The sequence below is a fragment of the Collinsella sp. AF39-11AT genome (genome assembly GCF_003474585.1).
Taxonomy (GTDB): domain Bacteria; phylum Actinomycetota; class Coriobacteriia; order Coriobacteriales; family Coriobacteriaceae; genus Collinsella.
This window is the reverse complement of the sequence record NZ_QROG01000052.1, coordinates 465-1,606: the sequence shown is the minus strand read 5'-3', so window position 1 is coordinate 1,606 and position 1,142 is coordinate 465. Positions and strand designations below refer to the sequence as shown.

Annotated in this window: 1 protein-coding gene; it reads left to right on the top strand. The window is 70.1% G+C overall.

What is annotated here, in order from left to right; translation table 11 throughout:
* Positions 1 to 158: 158 nt before the first annotated feature.
* The coding region (locus DW037_RS10385) for an ISL3 family transposase (RefSeq protein ID WP_199578376.1) at positions 159 to 1,142 on the top strand (984 nt) is incomplete at its 3' end.

The following is a 1,142-nucleotide window of genomic DNA, read 5'->3' as shown; positions in this document are numbered from 1 at the left end:
GGCTCTTCGGTGGTTTCTGTGGGAGAGATTCCGGCATAGGCCCAGCTCAGCGGGCGAAAACAACGATCTGGAACTGAAACGGCCCCGGGAGGGGCCGTTTCCGCGTCATCCGCCTATGATTGCTAAGCCAAATTCAGACAACCGAAGAGGTGTGACGCATGAAGAGTCTACTACTTCTCGCCCTCGGTCTGGCCCGCACGGTCGTCCTGGGCGCGCGCATCGAGGCCGAGCGCATCGTCGTGAGCGTCCGGCCCTACAAGCGCGAGCAGCGCCGCTGCCCCGTATGCGGCAGGGCCTGCGACTTCTACGACATGGCGAACCGCGGGGCCCCCAGGCTGTGGAGGGCGATGGACCTGGCGCGCTCGGCCTGCTACCTGGAGTACGCGCCCTGCAGGGTGCGCTGCCCGGAGCACGGCGTGCGCACCGAGGCCGTCCCCTGGGCGCGGCACGGGGCGCGCTTCACGCGCGACTTCGAGGACTGGGTGGCGTGGCTGGCGGTCCGCTGCACCGCCTCGGCGGTCTCCGAGCTCGCCCGCGTCGAGTGGCACAGCGTGGGCGGCGTGTGCAGGCGCGTCTACGCCGAGCTGGAGGCCGCGCGCGGCGCCTCGAGGTTCGACGGCGTGCGCCGCATCGGCATCGACGAGACGTCGTACAAGAAGGGCCACAAGTACGTCACGGTGGTCGTCGACCACGACCGCGGCTGCCTCATCTGGGCGCACGAGGGCACCGGCAAGGACGTGCTCAACCTGTTCCTCGACGAGCTCACGCGCGAGCAGAGGCGCGCCATAGAGGTGGTGACCGCCGACGGCGCGAGGTGGATAAGGCAGCTGGTCAAGCGCCGCTGCCCCAACGCGAGGTGGGTCATGGACCCCTTCCACGTGGTCCAGTGGATGAACGACGCGCTCGACGCCGTGCGCTGCGAGGAGTGGAACGCCGCCAGGGCCGCCGCCAGGGCCGCCAGGCCCAGGCCCGAGGGCAAGCGCGGCAGGCCTGCCAAAGGCGAGCTGCCGCCCGAGGAGGTCAGGGCGCTCGAGGAGGAGGCGGCCTCCATCAAGGGCAGCCGCTACGCGCTCGTGAAGAACCCCGAGGACCTCACCGACGGCCAGAGGGCGAGGCTCGAGGCGCTCAAGAAGAGGGCCGGC